Origin of the sequence: Streptomyces sp. NPDC006624 (genome assembly GCF_040611555.1) — a bacterium.
Taxonomy (GTDB): Bacteria; Actinomycetota; Actinomycetes; order Streptomycetales; family Streptomycetaceae; genus Streptomyces.
In genome coordinates, this window is record NZ_JBEXOM010000078.1 from 1 (window position 1) to 1215 (window position 1215).

Here is a 1215-nt window from a genome sequence, read left to right on the forward strand (position 1 = left end):
CACAGCGCGATCAACAACGCCAACCCGCCCATGTGCGACAGCGGCGGGAACTTGCGCGTGTTGGTCACCCACTTGAACAAGCCGCAGCCCAGCAGGTACAGCGCCGGGCCGCCGACGATGGCGGCGATGCCGCCGGCGTCGGCGTGGGCCGGGTGCACCAGCACCAGTTCGTCGGCGACGGCGCAGACGATGATGCCGCCGACGATGGGCAGGTGCAGGTAGGTGTAGGCCAGCCGCGCCTGCCGCGCGGCGTCGCCGCCGTGGACGATGCGGTGCTCGCCGCGCGCCGCGCCGCTGTCGAAGTAGATCCACCACATCGCCACGCTGCCGAGGAAGGCGACCACGAACGCGGCCAGCGTGGTCGGGTTCCAGTCGAGCTTGGCGTAGGTGGCGCCGGTGATCAGGATCGATTCGCCCAGCGCGATGATGACGAACAGGCCGCAGCGCTCAGACAGGTGGCCGCCTTCGATGTCCCAGTCGGTGAGCGAGGAGCGGCCCAGGCCGGGCACGCGGAAGAACGCGATCGGGCCGAGGTACTCGATCGCGACCGCGGCCAGCCACCACCACAGCCGCGCTTCGGGTTCGGCCAGGCCGCCGAGCAGCCAGAACACCGCCGACACGCTCAGCCAGATGGCGATGCGCACGAAATTGCGGAAATTGCCGGGGCTGTGGCCGCCGCGCAGCGCCCACAGCATGAACAAGGTGCGGCCGACCTGCATCGCGGCGAAGGTCGCGCCGTAGGCCAGGCCGCGTTCGGCGAAGGCGTGCGGCAGCGAGGACGACAGCAGCAGGCCGCCGAGCATCAGCGCGAAGATCATCAGCCGTACCGGCACCTTCTCCGGGTCGAGCCAGTTGGTGACCCAGGAGGTGTAGATCCACAGCCACCCCACGCCCAGCAACAGCAGGCCGGTGCGCAGCGCTCCGGCGAGGTCGAGGTGTTCGAGCAGGGTGTGCGAGAGCTGGGTGACGGCGAACACGAACACCAGGTCGAAGAACAGTTCGGCGAAGCCGACCTTGGCGTGGCCTTCGCGGGTGCGCAGCAGGCTGGGGCGGGTGGGGGTCATGGCGGCAAGGGAAGTGGCGGGCGCCCGATCAGACTAGCGCGGTCGTTCGCGTAGGCGGTGTGGAGACGCCGGCGGTTGTGGGAGGGCTTTCAGGCCCGACGCCGGCGGCGATCGGTGCTAACGGTGTCGAGCCTGAAGGCCCTCCCACAAC

The 1215-nt window shown here is 69.8% G+C and carries 1 protein-coding gene; it reads right to left on the reverse strand.

Features of this window, described 5'->3' with window-relative positions:
* Positions 1–1064: low temperature requirement protein A (locus tag ABZY20_RS37285; RefSeq protein ID WP_356447982.1), on the reverse strand; the 1064-nt coding region annotated here is incomplete at its 3' end.
* Positions 1065–1215: the final 151 nt, after the last annotated feature.